This window comes from Streptococcus oralis ATCC 49296 (genome assembly GCF_000185265.1).
Classification (GTDB): Bacteria; Bacillota; Bacilli; order Lactobacillales; family Streptococcaceae; genus Streptococcus; species Streptococcus oralis_BC.
The window spans coordinates 16,701-38,236 of sequence record NZ_GL622183.1; the positions used below are offsets into that span (position 1 = coordinate 16,701).

A 21,536-nucleotide genomic window follows, 5' to 3' on the forward strand; every position below is an offset into this window, starting at 1 on the left:
TTATTTATTATACCAAAAACCCCAGCAAATTACCGAGGTTTCTGTGTTTATTTCACGAGTTTCTTCATCTCATCAATACGTGCGACGGTCGCGTCGTATTTAGCTTGGTAGTCGGCTTGTTTGTCGCGTTCTTTTTGGACGACTTCTGGTTTGGCGTTGGCTACGAAGCGTTCGTTAGAGAGCTTCTTACCGACCATATCCAGTTCTTTTTGCCATTTAGCTAGTTCCTTGTCGAGACGAGCCAGTTCTTCTTCGACATTGAGGAGGTCTGCCAGTGGCAAGTAGATTTCTGCTCCTGTGATGACACTTGACATAGCGAGCTCAGGTGCAGGGATGTTGGATGCGATCTCCAAGTGTTCTGGATTTGTGAAGCGTTTGATGTAGTTGACATTGCTGTTAAAGAAAGCTTCCAAGTCGCTATCGCTTGTCTTAACAAGGATGGTGATAGGCTTGCTTGGAGCAACGTTTACTTCCGCACGCGCATTCCGAACAGAACGGATCAGGTCTTTAAGACTTTCGACACCTGTGTGGGCCGCAAGGTCTTCAAAGGCTGGGTTGACAGTTGGGTATTCCGCTGTAACGATAGAACCTTCTGAGATTTGTCCAAAGATTTCTTCTGTCACAAATGGCATGATTGGGTGGAGGAGACGAAGGATCTTGTCCAAAGTGTAAAGGAGAACAGAACGTGTGATGACTTTCTCTTCTTCGTTATCGCTATAAAGAACTTCCTTGGTCAACTCAACGTACCAGTCCGCAAACTCATCCCAGATGAAGTTGTAGAGGATGTGGCCAGCTACACCAAACTCAAACTTATCAAAGTTTTCAGTGACTTTGCCGATCGTTTCATTGAGGTTGTGGAGAATCCAGCGGTCAGTAACGTTTCCGGCTTCCTTGTTAACAACTTTTTCCACATTGGCAGTTGCTTGGTCAAGGGTCAAACCCTCATTGTTCATGAGGATGTAGCGAGAGATGTTCCAGATCTTGTTAATGAAGTTCCATGAAGCATCCATTTTCTCATAAGAGAAGCGCACGTCTTGACCTGGTGCAGAACCGTTTGAAAGGAACCAACGAAGGCTATCTGTTCCGTACTTATCAATAACATCCATTGGATCAATCCCGTTACCAAGAGATTTCGACATCTTGCGTCCTTGCTCATCACGAATGAGACCATGAATCAAGGCATTTTTGAATGGCGACTTGCCAGTAAATTCCAAACCTTGGAAAATCATCCGAGACACCCAGAACGGAATAATATCATAACCAGTCACCAAAGTTGATGTTGGATAATAACGTTTGAAGTCTTCTGAGTCGACATCCGGCCAGCCCATAGTAGAGAATGGCCAAAGGGCTGAACTGAACCACGTATCCAAGACATCTTCGTCCTGAGTCCATCCGTCACCTTCTGGAGCTTCTTCGCCAACGTACATTTCACCCTCGGCATTGTACCAAGCAGGGATTTGGTGACCCCACCAGAGCTGACGAGAGATAACCCAGTCATGGACATTTTCCATCCATTGGAGGAAGGTATCGTTGAAACGAGGTGGGTAGAATTCTACCTTGTCCTCTGTGTCTTGGTTGGCAATGGCATTCTTAGCCAATTGGTCCATCTTGACGAACCACTGAGTAGACAAGCGTGGCTCAACTACAACACCAGTACGTTCTGAGTGACCAACGCTGTGAACACGTTTTTCGATTTTAACGAGGGCACCGATTTCTTCCAACTTGGCAACTACTGCCTTACGGGCTTCAAAGCGGTCCATGCCTGCAAATTCGAAGGCCAAGTCATTCATTGTTCCGTCGTCGTTCATCACGTTGACTTGTGGCAAGTTGTGGCGTTGACCAACTAAGAAGTCGTTTGGATCATGGGCAGGCGTGATTTTCACGACACCAGTACCAAACTCAGGGTCAGCGTGTTCATCCCCAACGATTGGAATCAATTTATTAGCGATTGGAAGGATGACATTTTTTCCAATCAAGTCCTTGTAGCGTGGGTCTTCTGGATTGACCGCAACCGCAACGTCCCCAAACATGGTCTCAGGACGAGTTGTCGCAACTTCAAGGGCGCGAGATCCGTCTTCAAGCATGTAATTCATGTGGTAGAAGGCACCTTCAACATCCTTGTGGATAACTTCGATATCAGAAAGGGCTGTGCGAGCTGCTGGGTCCCAGTTGATGATAAACTCACCACGATAGATCCAACCTTTCTTGTATAGGTCCACAAAGACCTTACGAACAGCTTTCGACAAACCTTCGTCAAGGGTGAAACGCTCACGAGAGTAGTCTACAGAGAGCCCCATCTTGCCCCATTGTTCCTTGATGGTAGTGGCATATTCGTCTTTCCATTCCCAAACTTTATCGAGGAATTTTTCACGACCGAGGTCGTAACGCGTAATACCCTCACCACGCAAACGCTCCTCAACCTTAGCTTGAGTCGCAATTCCCGCGTGGTCCATCCCTGGAAGCCAGAGCGTATCAAAACCTTGCATACGTTTTTGACGGATAATGATATCCTGCAAGGTTGTATCCCAAGCGTGACCAAGGTGAAGTTTCCCAGTTACATTTGGTGGTGGAATGACGATTGAATAAGGCTTAGCCTTTTGATCGCCTGAAGGCTTGAAAACATCTTCCTCAAGCCATTTTTGGTAACGCCCAGCCTCAACCTCGGCTGGATTATATTTAGGTGAAAGTTCTTTCATTTTAATTCTCCTTTTTTTGCTTTTACATATAATTTTATAGTACTGTTAAACTTGTCTAAACCTATTTTTTTACCTATATTTAATAAAAATTTGGCTACCCGTCCTTCTTCTGTTTTCTGATTCAATAGATAATAATAGCCAAAGAGTATACCAAATAATATTATCATTGATACTACAAGAAATAACATTGAATATACTCTTGTTGCCCCGTTACTTAAATAATCTTCAAAATAACATGGGTTTTTCTTTTCAAAGAACGAGGATATTATCAGAGAAAAGTAAAATAAAAACGTAAGGATATAAATAACAAATTTATTTATTGACCACTTATATTTTAACTCTTTTGGAACATTTTCTAATTTTTTACCACCTCTTAAATATGTGAGAAAGTCCTCTGAATTAATAAAATTCCACAATGTTATAAAACCAGTAACCAAAGCCCACCATTTGATATCAAATGCTCCCAGCAACAATAAGATTGGAAGAAGAACCATCATAAGAACTAGAAGAGTTCGAAACTTTATCCCAATTATTATTGCTAAGAGAGAAACAATTAATAAGAAAGCTAATAAAAGAGAGCAAATCTCCATAAACTGTTCATCTAAATTTATGTTAAAAGATGAAAGTAATATTTGTATCCAAGCGAGTATTACAATCCATAAGAATATAGATACTATAGCTCTTATAACTAATGCAGGTTTGTCCCCATCATTTTTTCTATCCAGCTTATAATAATTTGATAAAGCAAAGTATGAGATAGATAACATTACCATAACTAAAAGTAATAGATATTTTATAATAAAGTAATTAGCTTTCGGAATACTATAGATTATGAAAATTATTCCAGCAAATGAAAGGATATGACGCCAAAAAATATTCTTTAATAACTCTGTAAAAAATTTTTTCATTTACTATTCCTCCCACTCACTCCTCAGCAAGCCGTATCTCAAATCGTCACAGCGGTTGCCTTGGGCATCTTTACGGTCTCGGATTCGAGCTTCTAAGGTAAAGCCAAGTTTCTCTGCGACTCGTTGACTTTGAAGGTTATACCCAAAGCAAGTCAGTTCAATCTTATGAAGACCCAGTTCTTTAAAAGCTAGGTCAATCAAGGCATGCGCTGCTTCTGGAACATAACCTAGACCCCAATGGTCTGGATGTAAGATATAGCCAATCTCCAAGACATCATCCTCGTGACGACGAGGGAAATCAACAGAGCCGATGACCTTATCGGTTCCTTTAGCGACAATTCCATAGCCCGCTGGAAGATCGTTCTTTTCATTACGCTCGGGCAGAATATGCTCCAGATAATAAATCTCATCTTCCAAGCTCTTGACGGGCGGAAAGCCTGCTGGGTTGGAAACTTCTGGCCTGCTGGCATAGTCAAAGATATCCACAACATCAGCCACGGTACGGACTCGCAAGACTAGCCGTTCGGTTTCTAAACGTTCTGGCAATGTTGCTCTTGTCATCCTTCTACCTCGCTTTCTACAAAAAATCGCCCCTGCCATCTACATGACAGGGACGAATGTGCTTATCCGCGGTACCACCCAATTTCGGGCAGAGCCCGCAACTCTCGTCTTTATAATAAAAAGACAATATTATTTCATTTTTCATCCATCAGCAACCAGTTTTGACACATTTGTGGACTTCTCAGCACCGCCACTTTCTGTAAAATGTGGGATTCAAAACACCTCTAATGGCTTTATTGTAGCAAGTTTTTGACGGAAATGCAAGGGACAAGAAAAATTACTTGAACTTGATGCCGTTTTCTTTCAATTTCTTAATGGTAGCTGGTCCGATTCCTTTCAAGGCAAGGAGTTCTTTTTCAGTCCAGTTTTTGAAATCTGACGCAGACTTGATTCCTTCATCATAGAAAGTCTTAGCGCGATCTACTGAGAGGCCACCCAAAGTAGCTGCGAAATCTTCTACTGAATTCGCCACTTTTTGAGCCTGTTCCTTGGTCGCTTCTACTGCTTGTTCCACTTTTTTAGAGACAACTTTTCCTGCTTGGCTGGCAGATTTTTCTGCTTGTTTCACGACTTTCTTGGTCTCTTCGACAACTTTGGTCACCGTACTTGAAAATGCACCTGAACGACGAAGGCTATTTCGCAATTGTTTTTTACGTTGGAGTTTCTTTGACATGATAAAATCCTTTCAATAAAAAATCCCTGCTCTGACAAGGATTTAATAAAGATATTCTATCAAGATTTTGGCAAAAAATCAAGAAAGGAAACAAGATTACCCTTAAAAATCTGGCCGTTTTTTCCTTTCAAACTAATTTGACAATGATTCGACTTCTTGATAAAATATGCAGTAATGTGCAAGACTGATTCACGTAAAAAGCTGATAAGGAGAACAATATGAATAACGAAAGTTACTTTGACGGTGGTCTTTTGAGCTACGTTGGACATGCTATCCTAGCCATGCTTATCATGGGCTTTACTGCTGGAATCGCTACGCCTTGGGCAGTTTGTATGATGCAAAACTGGAAGGTTAAGCATACTGTCATCGATGGACGTCGCCTTTATTTTGACGGAACAGGTTCTCAATTATTCGGGAACTGGATCAAGTGGTTCTTGCTCACCATCATCACCTTGGGCATCTATTCATTCTGGTTGCATATCAAAATGGAACAATGGATTACCAAACACACACATCACGTATAAACAGAAAAAGTGCGTTCATACGCACTTTTTGATTTGTAACGATTAGTAGTTTCTCTCACCAAACAATCCTTCTGGCAAATCATGAAATCCCTTGCCCGCCTTGAAATTTTCAAACTTTCCAAGCAAGAACTGATAAGCATTCAAGCGACTTTCGTAGCGAATCATGGCATCTTTGGCACGCTCGTCTTGGTCTTCTTCGTAAACTTTTTGACTTTCTTTGTGCGCCATGTCGTTGATCATGATCTGGGTATTAACCCAGGCCTCAAATTCCTTCATAAATTCCTGTTCGTAACTCATTGATTCTCCTTATTCTAATCCACGGAAATAGTCCGTATCAATCTCTCGGTAGGGCTGGATATCCTGAACATACTCTAGCACGCCTTGGAATTCTCCGTTTTCATCGTGTACTGCGGCATAGGTGATGTGGACAAACTTGCCTCGCGACTCTGACTTGAACCACATCTCATACTTGTCCTTTTTACCTTCACGAAGACCTTTCATAACGGCCTTCACCTTTTCTAGATACTTGGGCGGATGGCAGAGTTCTACATTGCGCCCGACTTGGGACGGCGTCCGTTTGAAAATCATCTCATCAGCCGGCGCATTGTCATTATAATACTGGAAAATATCGTCTTTATTGACAAAAGTGATCTCCATAGGGAGGTGATTGAGGATGAGGTTGGCCTGCTCGACGGAGAGATAGCCATTGCCAAAAGCCTGTTGACTATGACGGTCCAGCACTGCTTCCTTTTCCTTAGGGGTAAAGGTAATGGTGAACTGGCCTTCTGGTGTATCGATGACTTGCTGAACTTGACCTTCAGCCGTGTCTAGCTGCACAGGCTCCTCTGCGCTCTTTTCCTCAACGAAACTTTGACGCTCCGGAACCCATTTCTCTGACGGGCGAATGATGGCATAGCCGTAGGCATCGCTCTCCTCCGCAATCTGAATCCAATCATCCTGGGTGAAAGACTCAAGGAGAATCATGAGGAGGATGGACTCTTCCTTGAAAATCATACTTTCAAACTCTGTCGCAAAAGCTTCAAAGGCCTCCTTTACAGTGGAAATCGCCACTTCTGGTAGTGCCTTAGCCGTCGCTAGAGCTGTTTGAAAGAGTTCCCTAATCTGATCATCCACTCCCCACATAACTTTTGGAGGTGAATCGTGACCATAGCGCTCCATGATGGGGAAAAAGAGCTCTTCCTTGCGCTGGTAGTGGATGTCAAATTGCCCCAAAAGCCCCATTTGACGGACCAAGCCCTTGCGCATCTCTGCCAGCATTTCCTCGTCTTCCATAGACTCATAGGTATCTAACAATCTCCGAATGCGAATCAAGGCCGCACGGAGGGCCAGATTTTCATCCTTAAAGACGCGAACGGGGTGGCCAGGATGCTCGGTGTCCTCTACTTCGACGCCCTTAACAGCGTTTTTAAAAAGATTGGCATGGACATCACAGAGCTCCATGACATCTTCAAAGGTGACACCTGAGTCTGAGTTCATCAGCTCGTGCTCCATGAGGGAAATCTCGATGGCTGAAACACCCGTAAAGGTCGCATCAAAACGCTCCTGAACCGACTCGGGAGAGGCGCCATTGTGCAATTCTAGCAAAATATCCCGTAGGATATGAATCCGTTCATCTGCCATTAGTCTAATCCAATCACTTCGTAGCCATTCGCTTCCAGTGTGCGGACAATCTTGTCCATAGGAGTTCCTTCGAGCTTAGAACCCTGTTTGAGCGATACTTTGCGACCGACTGTATTGCGCATCAAGGGATTAGCAAGTGGTTTAAAACCCAGCTCCACTAGGATTTCCAAAACTTCTGGGTGCTTGTCTACCACTTCTGCAACGGGTATTGACACATCGATGATATTGTCCATGACGACCTCCATTGTATGTTCTAATACTCAATGAAAATCAAAGAGCAAACTAGGAAGCTAGCCGCAGGTTGCTCAAAACAGTGTTTTGAGGTTGTGGATAGAACTGACGAAGTCAGTAATCATACCTACGGCAAGGTGAAGCTGACGTGGTTTGAAGAGATTTTCGAAGAGTATAAAATGATTTTACTGCTTATATTATACCATATGGGGAGAGATTAAAAAACTAGCAGAAGAGTTCCTGCTAGTTTCTTTCATTTCAAGTTATTCCTTATCATCTGGTTTTGCGAGCCACTGGGCTACATCCATCAACTTGTCAGCAAGCAGTACTTTCCCGAAACCTACTAGAGCATTGTCGTCTTTTTTCATGTTCTTCAGAACTTTGACGCTTTGCATCACAAAAAAGTAATTCCCGTAAGTCTTGGTCAGAATTTTAATGAATCCCATATTACTCACCTTCGATGATTTCAGCTTCTTTTCGGATAGTTTCTATGTCTTCTTGATATTGTTCTTCATTATAGTTAACTAATTTAGATAACTCCTGTTGCAAGCTTTCCCCCATCGGTTTCATGGTCGCAAAGGTTAAGCCACCTGAAATAATACCACCTAGGATAGGAATGAATTTCCCCATTCCTTTGGCTAGGCCTCCTTTTGTCAGATTGACACCAAAAATTTTCAAAACTTTTTTCAAAATTGGATACCAGAGCGTCTTTGTCAAGGCTTTCTGAGGAACAGTTTTCATCACTTGCTTAGCAACAGCAACACCTCCTGCTCGAAGCAAGGCAGCTGTACCATTTACCCCAAGCATGACACCAAGATATAGCAAGAGGGTATTTTGAGCATCCTCACTTAATTCATCACGAGAAGCCCAAAGGTCATCGTAACCGTAAATATATCCCAATTCTTGAGCTAATTTTAATGAAAAAGCATAAAATTGAGCTACATCTGCTGGTATGGTAATTGCCATGGCAAGACCTCCAGGTAGGCCTGCTAAAACCGAGGTCCCACTGGCCAGCAAGACATTATCCATAATACAAGCATTAGCAACTCTATCTAAGATTTCCTGAGATAGCAAGCTAGAAGGACCCTGCTCCAATAATGTTGAGATATCCTTCGGATCTAATTCTTTAGAAAACTTGTCCACTAAAAATTTTGAACGATCAACTTTCACAACAGGTAGTTTCACCACTTGTTCCAATACTTGCATAGCTAGATCTTGTTCAGCCATTTCAATCTCCTTATTTCTTTTTTTCACATCTTATCATATCATACTATAAGAAAAATATAAAGCCTTTTCAAAAAAATCATTTGTTTAACTTTCTTTTTTACAGATTATTGCCTCGTCATATCTGGCACTCCAGTAACAAAAAAGAGGGTTCCCCCTCTTTCTTAATTCTTATCCAGATTGCGTAGCATCTCGTCAATCTTGTTTCCATATTCTATGGACTCGTCTTTGACGAAGGTTAAATCTGGGATTTTGTACAATTTCAAATTGCGACCAAGTTCACGTTTGATGGTACCAGTTGCTTTTTCAAGCCCGATTTGAGCTTTTTGGTTATCCGAAGCAAGGTTACTCAAAATGGTGTAGTAAACCTTGGCAACAGACAAGTCACCTAGCATCTGAACATCTGTAATGGTCACACCTTGGACACGCGGATCACGGACTTTCTTTTGCAAAATCTCATTGACTTCGCGCTTGATTTCCATGCCCACACGATCCGTACGGAAATGATTTGCCATGATATTCCTTTCTCTACTTTGAACCAAAAGCTAGGCCAGCAGACCTAGCTATTTTTATTAGATAGAGGAACTAGAGCCATTTGAATCTAGGAAACAAGCCTTAGATAGAACTAAGGGTTCATCAAGGCGCTGTTGACGACGAGTCAAATCGGCTATCGTTTCTCTATTATCGTTTGATTTCTTCCATGACATAGGCCTCAATCACATCATCAGTCTTGATATCATTGTAGCCATCAATCATCAATCCACCTTCACGACCGTTTGTAACTTCTTTAACGTCGTCTTTGTAGTGTTTCAAGCTTGCAAGTTCGCCGTCATAGATAACGACACCGTCACGGATAACACGAACTTTAGAGTCACGGGTAACCTTACCGTTGATAACCATGAATCCACCGATAGTTCCGACTTTAGATACCTTAAAGGTTTCACGGATAACTGCTTCACCGATAACTTTTTCTTCGAATTCTGGGTCAAGCATCCCTTTCATGGCTTCTTCCATCTCTTCGATAACCTTATAGATAATGCTGTGGAGACGGATTTCTACATCGTCAGCTTCAGCTTGTTGACGCGCTTGTGGTGTAGGGCGTACGTTGAAACCAACGATAAAGGCATTTGAAGCTTCGGCAAGAGTCACGTCAGATTCATTGATGGCACCGACTGCCGAGTGAACGATAGTAACTTTCACACCTTCCACATCGATTTTTTGAAGTGAGGCAGAAAGGGCTTCAACAGATCCTTGTACGTCGGCCTTGATGATAACATTGACTGACTTGAGCTCACCAGCTTTAAGCGTATCAAAGAGGTTTTCAAGGCTGACACGTTGAGTAGCTTGACGTTGTTTCATGAGGGCACGTTTTGCACGTTCTTCACCGGCCGCACGCGCAGATTTTTCATCTTCGTAAACGGCAAAGTGGTCACCCGCCATTGGCGCTTCGTTCAAACCTGTGATAGAAACTGGTGTTGACGGACCTGCAACCTTAACACGACGACCAAGGTCATTGGTCATAGCACGGACACGACCGAAGGTATTTCCGACAACGATTGGGTCTTGGACATTCAAGGTACCTTGTTGGACAAGAAGGGTTGCGACCGCACCTTTTCCTTTATCCAAGCGCGCTTCGATAACCGTACCGATCGCACGCACTGTTGGGTCTGCTTTGAGTTCTTGGATTTCAGCCACAAGTAGGACCGTTTCCAAGAGTTCATCGATGTTTTGGTTGAATTTAGCCGAGATTTCGACAAACTCAGAATCTCCACCCCAAGCTGTTGACATAACACCATGCTCTGCCAATTCACCGATAACACGTTCTGGATTGGCACCTGGTTTATCAATCTTGTTGATAGCTACGATAATTGGAACGTTGGCCGCTTTTGAGTGGTTGATGGCTTCGATAGTCTGAGGCATAACCCCGTCGTCAGCCGCTACAACCAAGATGGTAATATCGGTAACAGAGGCACCACGCGCACGCATAGAGGTAAAGGCCGCGTGTCCTGGTGTATCAAGGAAGGTAATCTTCTTGCCATTTTCAACGATTTGGTAGGCACCGATATGCTGAGTGATACCACCCGCTTCACCTGTCGCAACACGGGAGTTACGAAGGGTATCCAAGAGGGTTGTTTTACCATGGTCAACGTGTCCCATGATGGTTACAACTGGTGGACGCTCAACCAATTCATCTTCGTTAAGATAGCCATCTTCGACAAAGAAACGTTCGATGTCGGCATTATCCACTTCAACCTTTTGTTTGGCTTCGATACCGTAATCCACCATGAGGAGTTCAATTGTTTCTCCATCCAAGGATTGGTTTTGTGTGGCCATGACACCCATCATAAAGAGTTTCTTAACGATTTCTGCTGGTTCACGTTTGATACGTTTTGCGATTTCCGCAACAGTCATACCATCTGTATACTCAAATTCTGTTGGCAATTCATGGAACTTACGCTCTGTAACAGGTTTTGGAGTCTGGTTACGGCTGTTTTGCTTGTTCCCTTTTTTATTTTTCTTATTGTTATTCCAGTTACTATTTCTTTGATTTCTCACTTGATTCTGACTACTTCGATTCTTTTGTTGTTTTCTAGGACCATCTTCTTCGTGATCATAATCGTCACGTTCTTTGTCTGGTCGAGCTTGTTTTTTACGACGTGTATCCACTGGCGCTTCTTTCGCTACAGGAGCTACTGTTACAGCTGGCTGCGTTTGTTCAGCTAGCTTAGCAGCTTCTTCAAAGATTTCCTCTGGCTCCTTGCGTTTGTTAGCTTGAGCCAAGGCTTCTTTGGCAGCTTGCGATTGTTTGAAGCGCTCCTCGCTTGAGCGTGCGTACTCTGCATTTTGCTCTGCTTTTAGGGCTGCTGCACGGGCTTTAAAGTCAACACGTGGTCCAGCTTGTTTTGGCTGGAAGTCTTGTTGCTGACGGCGATCATTGCCACGATTCCCTTGACCTTGTGGTTTTTTCCCTTGGTCGTTAAATCGGCGATTGTCGCGGTTTCCTTGACCAGGTTTTCCACCATTACGGCCGTCATTTTTCTGACGGTTGCCGTTTTGTTGTTGGTCACGGTTGTTGCCCTTGTTTTGTTTGCGTCGCTCTGCCTGCTCTTTGGCACGCGCCTCACGCTCCGCCTTGAAGTTTCGACTCTGTGGTCTTGCGGCCACTACTTTTTCTTCTTTAGGAGCTGCAGGTGTAGCTGATTTGCTTTCTTCCTTAGCGGCTACTGGTTTAGCTGATACAGACTTTTCTGCTTTCTTTTCTACACTTGCTTTTGGTGCTGCAGGTTTTGCTTCTGCCTTAGGAGCAGGTGCAGGTTTAAAGCTAGCCGCGATTTGTTCAGCAGCAGCAGCTTCCACGCTCGATGAGTGGCTTTTCACATCCAAGCCCAACTCTTTTGCACGCGCTACAACTTCTTTACTTTCTTTTCCAAGTTCTTTTGCGATTTCGTACAATCTTTTCTTAGACAAATCATGTCCTCCTCTTCTATTCCATAAGAGACCTCATTTTCTTTGTAAATCCAGCATCTGTCACAGCCAAAACCTTTCTCGATTTTCCGACTGCTATGCTTAATTCCAGTGTTGAAAACACGGTTATAACTTCTACTTGATAATAGTCACTTTTATCTTGAATCTTCTTGGTTAGATTAGGGCCAGCATCATGGGCTAGAAAGACTAGCTTGGCTTTCTGGTCTTGGATGGACTTGACCACCAATTCCTCACCCGATATGATTCGACCTGCTCGTTGAGCAAGTCCCAAGAGATTGCTTATCTTTTGCTTATTCAAGTCCTAACTCTCTTCTTTTCACTTTGTGATCCACATAAGCGATCAACTCGTCATAAAAGCTTTCTTCCACTTCCATGTTAAAGCTGCGGTTAAAGACTTTCTTCTTTTTTGCCTCTAGGGCTTCTGTATTGTCTAGCTTGATATAAGCGCCACGGCCATTGGCCTTGCCTGTCGGATCGATAAAGACTTGCCCTTCTTTGTTCTTGACAATGCGGAGCAAATCACGCTTATCAATCACTTCGTTGGATACAACAGACTTGCGCAAAGGGATTTTTCTTGTTTTCATCTTTCCCTCCTCTAGCAGCTTTTATTCTTCGATCAATTCGTCCGCAGCTGCGTAATCCACTTGACCTGCTTCTTCCATAGCTTCAAACTCACTGGCAGACTTGATATCGATACGGTAACCTGTCAAATGAGCTGCCAAGCGAACGTTTTGTCCGCGACGACCGATGGCAAGAGAAAGCTTGTTATCAGGTACAACAACCAAGGCACGTTTGCTGTCATTTTCATCAAAGATAACTTGGTCAACCTCTGCAGGTGCGATGGCATTGTAGATAAACTCAGCTGGATCCGCTACCCACTCGATAACGTCAATGTTCTCTTCGACAGGAATCATGCGGTCGCTCTTAGCGTCGTAGCGAGCTGGGTGGAATTTGCTGGTGATCTTCTTGATATTGGCACCACCACGTCCAACGATTGTCCCGATAGCATCCACGTTAGGATTGTGGCTACGAACAGCAACTTTCGTACGGTCACCAGCTTCACGAGCCACGCTCATGATTTCGACAGTTCCATCATACACTTCTGGAATTTCTTGCTCCATCAAACGTTTGATCATTTCTGGATGGCTACGGCTAACAAATACGTTGACACCACGAGGGTTGTCTTCAACCTTGTAGACATAGACTTCGATACGGTCGTGGGAAGCAAAGACTTCTCCAGGGATTTGGTCTTGTTTTGATAATTGGGCTTCGATGCTACCAAGGTTAACATAAATGAAACGGTTGTCAAATCGTTCTACTGTACCAGACATGATTTCTTGTTCATGTTCTTTGTAAGTATTGTAAGTGATGGCACGTGTTTGCTTGCGCATTTTTTCCATGATGGTTTGTTTAGCAGACTGGGCTGCTACACGACCAAACTCAGCTGGTGCTTCTTCAAATTTGATTTTGTCACCAAGTTCATAGGCTGAATTAATGGCAAGAGCATCTTTCAAGCTGATTTCCAAGCGGCTATCAAACACTTCATCAACAACTTCACGGACAGTATAAACTGTAAAGTCACCTGTCTTTTCATTGAAGTCGATGGCTACGCTGTCAGATTGACCATAGCGTCTGCGATAAGCGGAACGAAGCGACTCTACTACTGCGTCGATGATGTCTTCTTTTTTGATTCCCTTGTCTTCTTCCAAAATGCGGAAGGCCTCTAGCATTTCTTTACTCATGTTCTTTTTACTTTTGAATCCTCAAAAGCTATCCTTTCTTTTCTATAGTTTTACTGCTAAACGTGCTTTTGATACTAAACTGTATGGAATTTGGACGGTTTTCTTACGTGTCTTGTCCATATACTCCATAGTCAACTCATCCCCTTCAAAGGATACCAAGGTTCCTTCAAAGACTTTTTGCTTATCAATGGCTTGGTAGAGCCCGACATGAATGTATTTCCCAACTGCTCCAGCGACAGCATCCTTGGTTTTCAAAGGACGTTCCAAGCCTGGACTGGTGATTTCTAGGAAATATTGTTCTGGGAAGGGATCAGGCTTGATAGTATCAAGAACAGGACTGATGATTTCTGTCAAGTCTGCCGTGTCGTTCAAGGTAATTCCTTCGGGTTTATCTACAAAAATACTGAGAATCATGTCACTGCCAATCTTTCCATACTCGATATCCACGAGCTCGAAAGGCGCTTGGATGACAGGTTCTACAACTTCTCTGACTAATTCTACGATTGTTGCGATTGCGTCCACCTCCTCATAAGCAAGAGGCGAAGATATTTCCCCGCCTCTCTTTCTCATATTCTTACTATCAGTATAGCACGTTTGTCAATTTATGTAAAGCATTAGCACTCAAACAGCTGGTTTTCAAGCTATTTCTTAAAATTCTGCTTCAACTCGATAGATCACTTGACCTTTGCTAGAGAATTTTTGCTCATATTCTGTCATGACATTGCCTTCAAAATCACTAGCATGCAAGTCCAGCCAAACACCATTGAGTTTCATCCCATACTGAGAAAAGCTCACTAGACTGTACTCAAACAAGCCACGGTTATCTGTCTTGAAATGGATTTCCCCATTCTCAGGCAAGATGCGCTTGAAGGTATCCAAGAAACTCTTGTAAGTCAAACGACGTTTTTCATGGCGTTTTTTAGGCCAGGGATCTGAAAAGTTTAGGTAGAGACGATCAATCTCACCGTCTTCAAAGTAGTCGGTCAAATCTGAACCATCTACCCACAACAACTTGATATTGGGCACTCCAACTTCAAGCACCTTGTCCAAGGCATAACTCAATACCGACTTTTGAATGTCAATCCCGATGTAGTTGATGTCAGGATTTTGCTTGGCCATTCCTGATACGAAGGCCCCTTTCCCACTTCCAACTTCAACATGAATAGGATGATCATTTCCAAACAAGTCTCGCCATTTCCCTTTAGCCTCCAAAGGATTGAGGACTACATACTGAGGATTAGCCTCTAGTAATTCTGTCGCCCCTTTACGATTTCTAACTCTCATCTCTTCTTTCCATACTTATCACGGAAGACGCGCAAGGCATAAATCTCCCGGTTTACATTGTCTAAATCTTGATTTTCACAGTATTTGGCAATCTGGTTCAAGTAAGAATACTGACCATACCAATACAATTTATCTAACACTGTCTGATTGTACTTATAGCCGTAGTCTCTCAACCATTGGCGCCACTGATGATCTGGAATGTAGTGGCATAGCAAATGCGCCACATCAAACATACGATCCGTCAGACGAACCGAGTCCCAATCCACTAGATAAACGAGTCCACTCTCTGTTTCAATCCAATTACTATGACGAAGATCGCCATGCACAATCGTTGCATGGTCTTCCCTAAAACCTGGAACCGTCTTACCTAGCTCCGCAATCACACTGTTCAAATAGTGATTCTGCTTCAAGATTTCTGGAACCCCTTGCTGCCAAGAACGTAGCAAATCAACTGGTGTTTCCATGGTGTATCCCAAACGGCTCAACTGCTTCATCAAAGGACGCGAGCGGTGAAGGCGGTTCAAGATATTGATAATCTGCTTGCGATTCATATCGTAAGGGGTCAAGATTTTACCCGTCAGCCATTCCTGAGCACACATATCACGGCCATCTGGCAAACGACGAGTCCATAGTAATTGAGGAGCGATTTGTTCTCTGGCTAGCCCAGGTAGGATTGGAGAGGTGTTCATTTTTACAAAGACGCGCTTCCCATCAGGGTAGCTTCCCATATAAGCTTTGCCACTCTTCCCAGGGATAGGGGTCAGCGTTAGCTCATTATCACCCAAGTCCATTTCTTTCCTCCGTATAAAGTTTCCTTACTATTCTACTAGTTTTTGGTCTATTCGTCAACCAATCTTTTTAGTTGGTAAGGCAAATAAAACAATTGTAGGAAGAGACTAGCCCCTACAAGAGCCAACAAGGCTATTTTTTCTTGAAAAACCACTGCTCCGACTAGCAATTCCAGCAAAAGAACTGCACTTCCCACACCAAGCACAATCTGTTTCAATCCCTTCTCTTTCTCCCCTTTTTCTAGTGGAAAGAGCTGAGTCAAGTACTGGTAGTCAAAGGCATGATAGAGGGCCAGTAACTGAAAGAGCAGGAGATAGTTAAATAAAACTACTACTGCTGTCGCGATCCAGGATTGCTCGATGAAGATCACAGCTAACAAGGATAGGAGTAAGAGACGGAGACTGAGGGCAAAGAGATCTCCATTTCGCAGATAAGAACGAAGATAGAGGTTTTGCCAAATCTTGCTCGGCACTTTCTGAACTGCTTTAAGGATAAAATCCAGATAAGCGCGACGTTTGACACTATTTGAAACCCCCTTGACCTGAGTAAAGAGAGCAAAGAAACGAAGCAAGACTTGCTTGCGCTTGCTTTCTTGGGCAATGACATAGTCCCAGTCGAGGCCAGTTTCAGTACAAAATTTGCTGGCCTTTTGACGAAAGAGGAGATATTTTACTACTCCCAATAAAAGCACATAGACCAGAAAAACTGGCAAGCCATAACCCATGGCTAAAAATAAGGGCGCAAATAAAAGCAAGAAAAGGGTTTGGACCAAGAGCCAAAAGACTAGTGAGCGCACTGTCTGCCCTTTGAGGTGAGACTTAACCTCCTCTTCACTGACTAAGAGAAAGAGCTTGTCAGGTCCTTCCATGTAGGTCGCGATTCCTCCCCAAGCCAAAAGCAAGATAGATACTATTACTAAAAACAAGAGAATAGGCCAGTGGTTTTCAGGAAAATGTTGCAGGAGTTGACTGTACTGGTAAGCTAGAAAACCGATGAGAACTAGCAGGAACAAGACAAAGTGGTCATTGAGAACATAGCGCAGATAACTGACACACTCCTTACGAAAAGCCTGCTTTCGCTTTAAAAACAAGTCTTTCATAGCTCCTCCTCTTTGGTCAGAGCCAAGTAAATATCATTCAAACTCGCTTCAGGCATGCTAAAGGTCTCGCGCAGTTGCTGGAGATTCCCCTGAGCCCGAACCTCTCCCTTGTGGAGAATGACAAAGGCATCACACATCTTTTCTGCTGAGTCTAGCACGTGGGTACTCATGAGAATGGACTTGCCTTTTTGCTTTTCCACTTCTAGAAGCTGAATCAAGTCAGAAATGGCCAGCGGATCGAGCCCAAGAAAAGGCTCATCAACGATGAAAAGACTCGGATCCACCACAAAAGCACAGATAATCATGACCTTCTGCTTCATCCCTTTTGAGAAATGTACTGGAAACCAGTCTAATTTTTGATCCAAACGAAACATTTTTAACAAAGGTTCCACACGATCAAAAGCCACTTTTTGCTCAATACCATAGGCCATGGCAACCGTCTCAATATGCTCCCTGAGGGTCAATTCCTCATACAGACTAGGCGTTTCTGGGATATACCCAATCTGCTTGCGATAGCTGGTCGCATCTTCTCGCAGGGTGAGACCGTTAATCTTGATTTCCCCACTGTAAGGTGTCAACAGACCAATAATCTCATTGATTGTCGTTGATTTCCCAGCACCGTTGAGCCCAATCAAACCGACCAACTGCCCACTTTCAACGGTAAAGGACACATCTTTCAAGACAGGGACATGAACATAGCCTCCTGTCAGGTTTTTAATTTCTAACATATTTTCTCCGAATCTGGTATAATGTAGCTATATTATATCAAAATTCAATACAGTAGAGGTGGATTTTATGTCAGATTGCATTTTTTGTAAGATTATCGCAGGGGAGATTCCTGCTTCAAAAGTATACGAGGATGAGCAGGTTCTTGCCTTTCTTGATATCTCTCAAGTAACGCCTGGACACACCCTCATTGTACCCAAAGAGCACTATCGCAATCTTTTGGAGATGGATGCTGCGAGTGCTAGCCAACTCTTTGCCCAAGTGCCAACAGTGGCTCAAAAAGTCATGAAGGCTACCAAAGCTGTCGGCATGAATATCATTGCCAACTGCGAGGAAATTGCTGGTCAAACGGTCTTTCATACTCACGTGCACCTCGTTCCTCGCTACAGTGCAGAAGATGACCTTAAGATTGACTTTATCGCCCACGAACCTGACTTTGACAAACTTGCCCAAGTCGCTGAAACCATTAAAAACGCTTAAGGAGTTGCCATGAAACTATCCAATCTATTGCTATTTGCAGGAGCTGCAGCCGGAAGTTATTTTGTCGTGAAAAATCGCCAAGCCATTCAGGATGAAGTGCTAGATACAACTGACCGCGTCGAAGCTATCAAGGATGATTTGGATATCATCCAAAACAGCCTACAAATCATCGACCAACAAAAAGCCCTTATCAAGGAATACCAAAAAGATTTGACCTACAAGTTCAAAGTCTTGGAAAAAGATTTCCAGACTAGAATGGCGGTCCTCCAAGAAGAAAAACAAGAATAAGAAAGCCTCCAACTTTCCTTAAATCCATTTTGGATTACTAGATTTGAACAGAAAAGGGAGGGAATGAAAATGAAACAGTTTGTAAAAGTTCTAGCGAAGGTCATCGCGATTATTTGCGGCTGTCTCTGCCTGCTTGCAGCCCTAGCATTTCTACTAGTGGCCAATCTTTTCAAAGCGTCACCAAGTGACATCCGAAAAGGGAATGACGACTTAAAACAAATCTTTACCTCCCTTGACATGCCTCCTGAGAAAGTAGAATCAAATGGAAGGTATCAATTTGAAGGTGGAGGCTTAAATTTCTATGTTACTTTCTCAGATGAGGTTATCAATAGTCACACCGTCCTAAAAGAAAGTCCAAAACTCACCAAAAATCGACTCGAAGTCTATGTCCTCCAGACAGGAGAGATTTCCTACTATAAAGTAGGGGATAACTTGTTCAATCACGGTTTAATACAATTTTTAAAGGAGGAGGGCGAGAAGTATTTCCAAGAAAAAGGAAAGAAATTTAACCCTAATTACTCACTTCTCTTTTGGAATAATCAGGAAAGTTTTAAAAAGGGAATCGCATTCTATGAAAAAGCTTTGACCTTAGTAGATATTCAGGATAATTCGGCGATTAAGCGCATTGATACCGTCACCGTTAAGCCTGGAAAGGAAGAGGAATTCAAGCAACTCATTCAGGAGATGGATACTGCTGGCTTGCTCACTCAAAAGTATAAATAGTAGACTAATTGGAGAGTGATTGCTCGATGCTAAATTTTCCAAGATTATACAAAAAAAGAGCCAATCGGCTCTTTTTACTTTATTCTCCTTCAAAGGCATCTTTAATATGGTCAAAGAAGCCTTTTTTCTTTGGATTGACTTTCAAGTCGCCTGCAGCTGCGAATTCTTTAAGCGCTGCTTTTTGGCGGTCGTTCAAACCTGTCGGAGTCACGACATTGACAGTAACGTATTGGTCACCAACAGCACCGCCACGAAGGCTCGGTGCTCCCTTGCCACGTAGACGGAATTTCTTGCCAGTCTGAGTTCCTTCTGGGATAACCAATTCAACATCTCCATGAACAGTTGGAATTTCTACAGTATCTCCAAGAGTAGCTTGGACAATATTAAGATTTAACTTGTAGAAAATAGTTGTTCCTTCACGTTCAAACTTATCGCTAGCTTCCACAGAAACTACTACATACAAGTCACCATAAGGTCCACCGTTAAAGCCTGCTTCACCTTGACCAGCTAGGCGGATTTGTTGGCCTGTTTCCACACCAGCAGGGATCTTCACATGTACGCTATGAGCTTGTTTTTCATGACCTGTTCCGTGACAAGTTGTACATGGATCTTTGATTTCTTTTCCACGACCATGACAGACATCACAGGTTACTTGACGGCGCATCATCCCAAGCGGAGTCTGTGTATCGACGTTAATAACACCAGCGCCATGACAGCGCCCACAAGTGACTGGACTTGTCCCTGGCTTAGCACCAGATCCATTACATGTACGACAGCTGGCTTCACGGTTGTACTTAACTTCCTTTTCTGTTCCGAAGATAGCTTCTTCAAAGGTCAAGTTCACACGGTACTGGAGATCATCCCCTTGACGAGGAGCGTTTGGATTGCGTGAAGCACCGCCTCCCCCGAAAAAACTTGAGAAGATATCTTCAAAACCACCGAAGCCACCTGCTCCGTCAAAACCGCCAAAACCACCGGCACCACCAAAGCCACCGTTGGCACCTGCAGCACCATATTGGTCGTAGGCTGCACGTTTTTGGTCGTCACTCAAAGTCTCATAGGCTTCTTGAACTTCCTTGTATTTTTCCTCAGCGCCAGGCTCCTTGTTGATATCTGGGTGATATTTTTTTGAAAGCTTACGATAAGCCTTTTTGATCTCGTCTGCCGAAGCGTTTTTTGACACCCCCAGACGATCATAAAATTCAGTATTGTTCATAATTCAAGATACAAAGGGCGTCAAACGGACACAGCCAAAATAGGAGTTTTGACGACAAACACTTACGTCCTAGAAAAAACTATCTTTTTGGCACAGTCCGTAGCCCGTGTTCAATTCCCTGAACACACTTGTTCCTTTCTATTGATATTTTGAATTAAACCACCATTTAGGTCGGGTTCAATTCCTTTCTTTTATATTGAGTTAGAAATTTCGGAAACCGTGTTCAGTTACTCGAACACCCTTATTCCTTTCTATAATTTATAAGTAAATATTTAGAGGGTATTTTCTATACTCTGCTTCACTTCATCAAACTCTTCATCTGATAGAGTAAATATCAAATCCTCCTCTGTATACCCGTCTTGTTCTTTAAAATAGTTGTCAGTATTTTCTGTCAAATCTAGACCAAGAATTACTTTTCTTGCAAACTCTTGATGTGCAAAACCAATAGCAGTAATGATATTTTTATCTTGCAGGACAGCTTTTGCTTTGAAATTTTTCCGAGGAAGAAATTCAAAATAGTCAAAGAAGTTTTGCCAAATCCCACCTGTAAATTTCGTATCATTCAATAAACCTGCTTTTGCCAACAAAATAGGTGCTGAAGAAATGGCTGTAATTAAGATATCCTGCTTACCGAGTTCCCTCAAAAACGAATTTAATTTTTCATCCTGTAGAGCAGGACCTATATTTACCATTCCTGGCAAAATCACACAAGAATATTCTTCTATACGTACTTGATCCAATGTTTTTGTAGACCGACAAGGCAAGCCATCCTCAGATATAACTATCGAATAATCTGAAGCGACATAATCAATCGTGATGTCAAAAGACAGAGCTAAAGTACTTGTTAAAGCGGTTATCTCATGAAGAGAAAAATTAGGATAAATGATACAAAGTACTTTTTTCATACGCAACATCCTCTATTTTACCGAAAAACAGAGGCTGGGTTGCAACCTCTGGATTTCTTCCTATCATTATTACATTTAGACAATGAACCTTAGTAATTCGTCATTCTTAACGAGTTAGGCTTAACTGAGTTTCGGCTAAAAACTTCGGAAAAAAGATAAGCCATCTTTTGTGCATCGCACAAGGCGATGACTTCCTATTTTTCTTTTGTTTTCTTAACGCCTCAACATCTTACCGAATTGAGCACGCCCTAACCTCTTGGTGAAAAAGACAAATCTTCCTAGAAACTAAAGTTTCTGCGTCAGATTTCCTATTTTCACTGTGAGGTTTTAACGGGCTTTG

General features: G+C 42.9%; 25 protein-coding genes. 4 read left to right on the top strand and 21 right to left on the bottom strand.

What is annotated here, in order from left to right:
• Positions 1–47: 47 nt before the first annotated feature.
• The 4 genes from HMPREF8578_RS02415 to HMPREF8578_RS02430 all read right to left on the bottom strand — a co-directional run bounded on the left by HMPREF8578_RS02415 (position 48) and on the right by HMPREF8578_RS02430 (position 4,838).
• The gene (locus HMPREF8578_RS02415) at positions 48–2,696 is read right to left on the bottom strand and encodes a valine--tRNA ligase (RefSeq protein WP_000661540.1); all 2,649 of its coding nucleotides are present in this window, start codon (positions 2,694–2,696) and stop codon (positions 48–50) included.
• The gene (locus tag HMPREF8578_RS02420) at positions 2,693–3,604 is read right to left on the bottom strand and encodes a hypothetical protein (protein ID WP_000713229.1); all 912 of its coding nucleotides are present in this window, start codon (positions 3,602–3,604) and stop codon (positions 2,693–2,695) included. The genes HMPREF8578_RS02415 and HMPREF8578_RS02420 overlap by 4 nt, the downstream gene beginning before the upstream one ends.
• A 3-nt stretch (positions 3,605–3,607) precedes the next feature.
• Complete coding sequence (locus tag HMPREF8578_RS02425; RefSeq protein WP_000196237.1) at positions 3,608–4,165, bottom strand: GNAT family N-acetyltransferase; 558 nt, start codon at positions 4,163–4,165, stop codon at positions 3,608–3,610.
• A gap of 277 nt (positions 4,166–4,442) precedes the next feature.
• Positions 4,443–4,838, bottom strand: coding sequence for a helix-hairpin-helix domain-containing protein (locus HMPREF8578_RS02430; RefSeq protein WP_000038704.1), 396 nt, complete (start codon positions 4,836–4,838; stop codon positions 4,443–4,445).
• A 218-nt stretch (positions 4,839–5,056) separates the two neighbouring features.
• Between HMPREF8578_RS02430 and HMPREF8578_RS02435 the strand changes: the two genes are divergently transcribed.
• Complete coding sequence (locus tag HMPREF8578_RS02435) at positions 5,057–5,362, top strand: DUF898 family protein (protein WP_001058554.1); 306 nt, start codon at positions 5,057–5,059, stop codon at positions 5,360–5,362.
• A 42-nt stretch (positions 5,363–5,404) separates the two neighbouring features.
• On the opposite strand, the gene HMPREF8578_RS02440 is transcribed toward HMPREF8578_RS02435, so the two are convergent.
• The 15 genes from HMPREF8578_RS02440 to HMPREF8578_RS02515 all read right to left on the bottom strand — a co-directional run bounded on the left by HMPREF8578_RS02440 (position 5,405) and on the right by HMPREF8578_RS02515 (position 17,586).
• Positions 5,405–5,659 carry a DUF1912 family protein gene (locus tag HMPREF8578_RS02440; protein ID WP_000119710.1) on the bottom strand — a complete coding sequence of 85 codons (255 nt, stop codon included), beginning with the start codon at positions 5,657–5,659 and terminating at the stop codon, positions 5,405–5,407.
• Between the two features lie 9 nt (positions 5,660–5,668).
• On the bottom strand, positions 5,669–7,003 hold the full coding sequence (locus HMPREF8578_RS02445) for a DUF438 domain-containing protein (protein ID WP_000752864.1): 1,335 nt from the start codon (positions 7,001–7,003) through the stop codon (positions 5,669–5,671).
• On the bottom strand, positions 7,003–7,236 hold the full coding sequence (locus HMPREF8578_RS02450; RefSeq protein ID WP_000368739.1) for a DUF1858 domain-containing protein: 234 nt from the start codon (positions 7,234–7,236) through the stop codon (positions 7,003–7,005). Before HMPREF8578_RS02450 ends, HMPREF8578_RS02445 begins: the two co-directional genes overlap by 1 nt.
• Positions 7,237–7,497: 261 nt before the next feature.
• The gene (locus tag HMPREF8578_RS02460; protein WP_000505784.1) at positions 7,498–7,680 is read right to left on the bottom strand and encodes a hypothetical protein; all 183 of its coding nucleotides are present in this window, start codon (positions 7,678–7,680) and stop codon (positions 7,498–7,500) included.
• A gap of 1 nt (position 7,681) precedes the next feature.
• The gene (locus tag HMPREF8578_RS02465) at positions 7,682–8,461 is read right to left on the bottom strand and encodes a hypothetical protein (RefSeq protein ID WP_000840376.1); all 780 of its coding nucleotides are present in this window, start codon (positions 8,459–8,461) and stop codon (positions 7,682–7,684) included.
• 161 nt (positions 8,462–8,622) lie between these two features.
• Positions 8,623–8,973, bottom strand: a complete 351-nt coding sequence (gene rbfA / locus HMPREF8578_RS02470; protein WP_001273601.1) for a 30S ribosome-binding factor RbfA — start codon at positions 8,971–8,973, stop codon at positions 8,623–8,625.
• Between the two features lie 166 nt (positions 8,974–9,139).
• Entirely contained in the window at positions 9,140–11,926 is a 2,787-nt protein-coding gene (gene infB / locus HMPREF8578_RS02475; protein ID WP_000039170.1) for a translation initiation factor IF-2, read from the bottom strand.
• 16 nt (positions 11,927–11,942) lie between these two features.
• Positions 11,943–12,242: a YlxQ-related RNA-binding protein gene (locus HMPREF8578_RS02480; protein WP_001041403.1), complete on the bottom strand. Its 300-nt coding sequence runs from the start codon at positions 12,240–12,242 to the stop codon at positions 11,943–11,945.
• A complete protein-coding gene (gene rnpM, locus HMPREF8578_RS02485; RefSeq protein WP_000857568.1) occupies positions 12,235–12,528 on the bottom strand; it encodes an RNase P modulator RnpM in 294 nt (97 codons plus the stop codon). Before rnpM ends, HMPREF8578_RS02480 begins: the two co-directional genes overlap by 8 nt.
• Before the next feature lie 21 nt (positions 12,529–12,549).
• On the bottom strand, positions 12,550–13,686 hold the full coding sequence (gene nusA / locus HMPREF8578_RS02490) for a transcription termination factor NusA (protein ID WP_000032277.1): 1,137 nt from the start codon (positions 13,684–13,686) through the stop codon (positions 12,550–12,552).
• Between the two features lie 42 nt (positions 13,687–13,728).
• Positions 13,729–14,208 carry a ribosome maturation factor RimP gene (gene rimP, locus HMPREF8578_RS02495; RefSeq protein ID WP_000338696.1) on the bottom strand — a complete coding sequence of 160 codons (480 nt, stop codon included), beginning with the start codon at positions 14,206–14,208 and terminating at the stop codon, positions 13,729–13,731.
• Between the two features lie 126 nt (positions 14,209–14,334).
• The gene (gene trmB / locus HMPREF8578_RS02500) at positions 14,335–14,970 is read right to left on the bottom strand and encodes a tRNA (guanosine(46)-N7)-methyltransferase TrmB (RefSeq protein WP_001266088.1); all 636 of its coding nucleotides are present in this window, start codon (positions 14,968–14,970) and stop codon (positions 14,335–14,337) included.
• Positions 14,967–15,761 carry a cell cycle regulator CcrZ gene (ccrZ, locus tag HMPREF8578_RS02505; RefSeq protein ID WP_000363019.1) on the bottom strand — a complete coding sequence of 265 codons (795 nt, stop codon included), beginning with the start codon at positions 15,759–15,761 and terminating at the stop codon, positions 14,967–14,969. The genes trmB and ccrZ overlap by 4 nt, the downstream gene beginning before the upstream one ends.
• Positions 15,762–15,808: 47 nt before the next feature.
• Positions 15,809–16,858, bottom strand: a complete 1,050-nt coding sequence (locus HMPREF8578_RS02510) for an ABC transporter permease (RefSeq protein WP_000653799.1) — start codon at positions 16,856–16,858, stop codon at positions 15,809–15,811.
• Positions 16,855–17,586 (bottom strand): ABC transporter ATP-binding protein, encoded by a 732-nt coding sequence (locus HMPREF8578_RS02515; protein WP_000889941.1) that lies wholly within the window; start codon positions 17,584–17,586, stop codon positions 16,855–16,857. Before HMPREF8578_RS02515 ends, HMPREF8578_RS02510 begins: the two co-directional genes overlap by 4 nt.
• Before the next feature lie 67 nt (positions 17,587–17,653).
• Here HMPREF8578_RS02515 and HMPREF8578_RS02520 point away from each other — a divergent pair, with 67 nt between their 5' ends.
• From HMPREF8578_RS02520 to HMPREF8578_RS02530, 3 genes are all read left to right on the top strand, one after another.
• A complete protein-coding gene (locus tag HMPREF8578_RS02520) occupies positions 17,654–18,064 on the top strand; it encodes an HIT family protein (RefSeq protein WP_001278307.1) in 411 nt (136 codons plus the stop codon).
• 9 nt (positions 18,065–18,073) lie between these two features.
• Positions 18,074–18,352: a hypothetical protein gene (locus HMPREF8578_RS02525; RefSeq protein ID WP_000777740.1), complete on the top strand. Its 279-nt coding sequence runs from the start codon at positions 18,074–18,076 to the stop codon at positions 18,350–18,352.
• Positions 18,353–18,421: 69 nt separating this feature from the next.
• Complete coding sequence (locus tag HMPREF8578_RS02530; protein ID WP_025168793.1) at positions 18,422–19,075, top strand: hypothetical protein; 654 nt, start codon at positions 18,422–18,424, stop codon at positions 19,073–19,075.
• A 79-nt stretch (positions 19,076–19,154) separates the two neighbouring features.
• On the opposite strand, the gene dnaJ is transcribed toward HMPREF8578_RS02530, so the two are convergent.
• Both dnaJ and HMPREF8578_RS02540 read right to left on the bottom strand, forming a co-directional pair.
• Positions 19,155–20,291, bottom strand: a complete 1,137-nt coding sequence (gene dnaJ / locus HMPREF8578_RS02535; RefSeq protein ID WP_001066315.1) for a molecular chaperone DnaJ — start codon at positions 20,289–20,291, stop codon at positions 19,155–19,157.
• A 272-nt stretch (positions 20,292–20,563) separates the two neighbouring features.
• The gene (locus HMPREF8578_RS02540; RefSeq protein ID WP_000756337.1) at positions 20,564–21,196 is read right to left on the bottom strand and encodes a DJ-1/PfpI family protein; all 633 of its coding nucleotides are present in this window, start codon (positions 21,194–21,196) and stop codon (positions 20,564–20,566) included.
• Between the last annotated feature and the right edge of the window lie 340 nt (positions 21,197–21,536).